Origin of the sequence: Rhodococcus sp. EPR-134 (assembly GCF_001647205.1) — a bacterium.
Lineage (GTDB): Bacteria > Actinomycetota > Actinomycetes > Mycobacteriales > Mycobacteriaceae > Rhodococcus_F > Rhodococcus_F qingshengii.
This window is the reverse complement of sequence record NZ_LVCT01000731.1, coordinates 1-4,312: the sequence shown is the minus strand read 5'-3', so window position 1 is coordinate 4,312 and position 4,312 is coordinate 1. Positions and strand designations below refer to the sequence as shown.

At 59.8% G+C, this 4,312-nt stretch carries 5 protein-coding genes; 2 read left to right on the top strand and 3 right to left on the bottom strand.

What is annotated here, in order from left to right; genetic code table 11:
• Positions 1-206 precede the first annotated feature (206 nt).
• On the top strand, positions 207-1,358 hold the full coding sequence (locus A2J01_RS31700; RefSeq protein WP_054826870.1) for an alkane 1-monooxygenase: 1,152 nt from the start codon (positions 207-209) through the stop codon (positions 1,356-1,358).
• Positions 1,355-1,696 (top strand): hypothetical protein, encoded by a 342-nt coding sequence (locus tag A2J01_RS31695; RefSeq protein ID WP_064114314.1) that lies wholly within the window; start codon positions 1,355-1,357, stop codon positions 1,694-1,696. The genes A2J01_RS31700 and A2J01_RS31695 overlap by 4 nt, the downstream gene beginning before the upstream one ends.
• 78 nt (positions 1,697-1,774) lie before the next feature.
• Here A2J01_RS31695 and A2J01_RS31690 read toward each other — a convergent pair whose 3' ends face one another.
• From A2J01_RS31690 to A2J01_RS31680, 3 genes are all read right to left on the bottom strand, one after another.
• Complete coding sequence (locus tag A2J01_RS31690; protein WP_042452357.1) at positions 1,775-2,191, bottom strand: hypothetical protein; 417 nt, start codon at positions 2,189-2,191, stop codon at positions 1,775-1,777.
• A 13-nt stretch (positions 2,192-2,204) separates the two neighbouring features.
• The gene (locus tag A2J01_RS31685; RefSeq protein WP_064114313.1) at positions 2,205-2,966 is read right to left on the bottom strand and encodes a pentapeptide repeat-containing protein; all 762 of its coding nucleotides are present in this window, start codon (positions 2,964-2,966) and stop codon (positions 2,205-2,207) included.
• A 244-nt stretch (positions 2,967-3,210) separates the two neighbouring features.
• Positions 3,211-4,011 (bottom strand): peptidoglycan DD-metalloendopeptidase family protein, encoded by an 801-nt coding sequence (locus A2J01_RS31680; protein ID WP_231914974.1) that lies wholly within the window; start codon positions 4,009-4,011, stop codon positions 3,211-3,213.
• Between the last annotated feature and the right edge of the window lie 301 nt (positions 4,012-4,312).

Below are 4,312 nucleotides of genomic sequence, written 5' to 3'. Positions count from 1 at the left end.
TACGGCGACATCGACCACCCCGGACTCCGGATCATCACGTGCGGTGGATCCTTCGACGAAACCGCACGCAGTTACAACGACAACATCATCGCATTCGCCGACCTGGCCTAACCGCCTGAGACGCCGCAGCACACCACTTCGAAAGTCCGCACGAACCGTTGGAGAGCAATGACCGTATTCCACTTTCCCGTGCTCGAGAAGTTTCGATGACAGACACCGACGACATTCGAGCGAGCGCCGAAGCAGGTGTCGACGCTCCTGCATGGCGGGATCGGAAGCGTTACTGGTGGCCGTTGGGATTGCTGATCCCGCTGAGTCCCTTCCTGTCCTGGCTGCTGGTCGAATATTTGCACCTCGGCCTGTTCTGGGCGACCGGTGCCTGGATCCTGATTCTCGTCATCCCGATCGTCGACGTCGCAGTCGGCGCAGATGGCCGCAGCCCACCCGACAACGTGATCGCGGCATTGCAGGACGACCGCTACTACCGCTGGTGTACCTACCTGTTCGTGCCACTTCAATACGCTGGCCTCGTCTTCGCCGCATGGTGTTGGGCGCACGCCCCGATGGCAACCGGAGAGAAGATCGCACTGGCGATGACCGTCGGCGTCGTTGCGGGCGTCGGTATCAATGCCGCACACGAACTAGGCCACAAGAGCAGCCGCCTCGAGCGGCGGTTGGCGAAAATTGTGCTCGCTCAATCGTTCTACGGGCACTTCTACATCGAGCACAATCACGGTCACCACGTCAACGTTGCGACGCCGCGCGATCCCGCCAGTGCTCGTTTCGGGGAATCGTTCTGGATATTCCTGCCCCGCAGCGTATTCGGAGGTCTGAAATCGGGCTGGCGGATCGAATCAGCACGCCTGCGCCGGCAGGGTTCACCCGCACTGTCGCCTCGAAACAACATCTTGCAGGCATGGTCGCTGAGCGCCGCACTGTTCGGGACGTTGATCACCTTATTCGGGTGGCAGATACTGCCCTGGCTGCTCCTGCAAGCCTTGGCCGGGATCACGTTCCTCGAGGCCGCAAACTACCTCGAACACTACGGATTGCTCCGTGCGCGAAGACAAGACGGCAGCTTTGTCAAAGCCCGGCCCGAAGACAGTTGGAACAGTGATCATCTCTTGTCCAATTTGTTCCTGTACCAATTACAACGACACAGTGACCATCACGCGAATCCGCGTCTGCGCTACCAATCTCTGCGCAGCGCTCCAACCGCTCCGCAACTCCCTGCCGGATACGCGGTGATGATCGTCTGCGCTGCCGTACCACCACTGTGGCGGCGGATGATGGATCACCGTGTCCTCGGCTACTACAACGGCAACGTCGAGCTCATTCACACCAAGGCGACGATATGAATGACAATGCCCGAGACGACGACCACAGCGACGGGCACTACACGGCCACCGGGCCGACCAAACACGCCAGAGCTGCGTACCAGCCGACGCGCACCCGGCTCAGACGAGCCGCACCGAGCCTGGACGTCGTCGCTGCCGCGGAGTACCTGTTGACCCAGCCCGACGCATACCTCTATCGCCGCCGATACCTCGACCTGATCACTCAAACCCCCGGGCCCGACGGAACATCGATCACCGACTACGCCGCAGCTGAACGCTACCTACTTGTCACCGCTACCGCGCACCGCAGAACTCATAGTGAGGTTCGTCCATTGCCGGCACCCGGCGATTTTCTGTGAAGTGGTCACCGCAGTGTTTGATGCCAGAGAGTGACAACGGCCTGACGAATTCGGGAGCGCAGCATTTGTCATTTGCCATCACAGCTTTGATTCGCGCTCGCCAATGTCATCGAGGATCAAGAACTCGATCTTCGCTCGCTCCCCGTCCGCATCGAAGTCGTTGTCGCGGTCTGAGACACGCGTGATCAGTTCCGTCAGTGCCGCATGGATCGTCGTGTACAGAAATGCACGCGGGTCGGGCACCCCCATCACGTCGTCAGTGTTCATCTGTACCTGCGCCGTAGCGGTACGCCTGCCCAGAAATACACGCGGAAGCCGGATCCCGGTCGGATCGGTCACCACGGAGATGTCGCCACCAACGACAACAAACAGATCGAAGTCGTACTGCATCGCGATGCCCCTCAGCCGGTGTCTGAGCCGAGTCAACTCCTCGATGAAGTCAAGCGGCACCGACGGTCCACCGAATACTGTCCTGAACGTGACCCCGCGAGTCATCGATCTGCCCCCTTTACGAATCATCCATTTCAGGATCGAGGGCCATACCCTCTGTGTCCCCCACGCCAAGTGCTCGGGCATATCGACCGGCATACCGCTCCAGTGCGACTGCTGAATCGGCCTCACCTTCCCATTGATCCGGAATCGCGGTGCCGTCACACGTTGTTCGCGACACTTGCGCCTCGGAGAACTCGACAGCGGTCCGGGTGAAGGAACACCGCACAAAACTCGTGGCCGCCGAGAATCGTGCGCCGCCGAAAGTGCACTCCACGAATGAGGTATCGGCGAACTGCGCACCAGTCAGGTCTGTGTCGTCGAATGCGCATCGTTCGAACACAGTATTGGGCACGGAGCGGAGCCCGCGTGCTTTGGCTCCAGTGAAATCGCAATCGACGACCCTCGGTCCGAGCGCCAGACGAGAGAGCGTCGCACCCCGGAAACTGCACCGTTCGAATCGGCGATTGAAACGGGGCTGTCCGGTCAGTGCCACGAAATCGAAACGGCAGTCGAATAATTCAGATTCGAAGACGGAGATCGAACCCCGAGCGAAACTCAGATCAATCCGTTCCAACGTGAGATACCGGATGTCCAATCCAGCGCTACCCGCTGTCAGGCCACGCACATCGATCAGCCCGTCATCGGTCTCCGCCCATGGGGAGACGAGAGTGTGGGGCGGCTTGACGATCCGCGACTGATCGAGCAGCTGCGCCCGTAAATTATCGACGCCCTCATCTGACCAACGTCGACGTAGGGAGGTGATCGCGGACCGGTTCACGGGCTCAATAGTATCGGCAAGATGCCCAGCGATTGGCCGTGGCTGCCCAAGAAGCGAACCACCACACATCAGTACTTCGGTAGGAATCACTTCTCGGAGCGCGCAAAACAGCCGGACCGTGAAATGCACGGCCCGGCTGCAGCGCTCACGCGCACGAAGTGGAACTCGGAGTCAACTGGGGTACTGAAACCGGTCGTGTACGAGCCGTTGACTCATCCCCGGATCAGTATCGAATTATCAACTCTCACAAGTTGATCACGTCGCCCACAAGGATCTGATCGGGATTGACGATCTGCGGATTCATGTCCCACACCTGCTGCCAGGTGAGACCTCGTTCTGTCGCGAGGTCGAACAATGTATCACCGGCTGCAACGACTACCTCTGAGCCGGGCGCTGGAGTCTCCGACTCCGGAATGCTTTCTACCGGTGCAGATTCGGATGTCTCAGAGTAGACAACGGGAGCAGGCGCCGGTTCCGGTGCAAATTCGGGTGCTACGTCCTGTGCCGGCGCGGGCGCGGGAACAATACTCGACCCGGTATCGCACGCCCCGATCGAACTCAGGAAGGACATGGGATCGACGGCGCCTCCACTGTGAATGCGGAGATGCAGATGTGGGCCGGTGGAGCTACCGGTGTTACCCGTTGCCCCGATCTCGTCGCCTACCTCGACGTGTTGCCCCACACCGACCCATGTTTCGGAGAGGTGGCCCATCTGAATCTGCTCGCCACTGTCCGCTTCCAACTGGATGTACGTTCCATATCCACCCGGATCATTGGGTCCGGCAACAGAAATCGTGCCCGATGTGGGCGCGTGGAGCGCGGTGCCGACGTTGACAGCGAAGTCGACTCCGTCATGTCCCGCGTGGTAACCCTGCGAAAGTGATCCGCTTACCGGCCACTCCCAATTGCAACTCGCCGACCAGCCCTGCGCACCGGCGGTACCTGCATTGGCTACTGCTCCGGCCCCCACAAGGGCGCCCAGTCCCGCAGTTACGGCGATGAATCGTTTTGTGCTGGAAGGCTTGTGTTTTCTGTGCTTACTCATGTTTTCCTTGACTGATGTGCTCGGAGCAGGTGCAGGCTCTACCCGCAGACAGCACTCAATACGTGCTGAGCTACTCGGTGTATCGCACCAAGACTCCGTTGGAGTGAGATGTTCGGATCGCGCCATGGAGAGAGGTACGGTGACCGCTCTCGAACGCGAGCGCGCGCATAGACCCGCAGGTCTGCATCTCCTGGTGACAGCACAGGAGATACGGGTTCTACATCGAGGCAGTGCCTGAATCGATCGTTGATCGAGGACTACGAATGCCGGAACAAACCGAAGGCTTCTCATTCGAAGATCG

Coding starts and splice junctions, on each gene's coding strand:
- A2J01_RS31700 (WP_054826870.1), top strand. CDS start 207: ATGACAGACACCGACGACATTCGAGCGAGCGCCGAAGCAGGTGTCGAC.
- A2J01_RS31695 (WP_064114314.1), top strand. CDS start 1,355: ATGAATGACAATGCCCGAGACGACGACCACAGCGACGGGCACTACACG.
- A2J01_RS31690 (WP_042452357.1), bottom strand. CDS start 2,191: ATGACTCGCGGGGTCACGTTCAGGACAGTATTCGGTGGACCGTCGGTG.
- A2J01_RS31680 (WP_231914974.1), bottom strand. CDS start 4,011: ATGAGTAAGCACAGAAAACACAAGCCTTCCAGCACAAAACGATTCATC.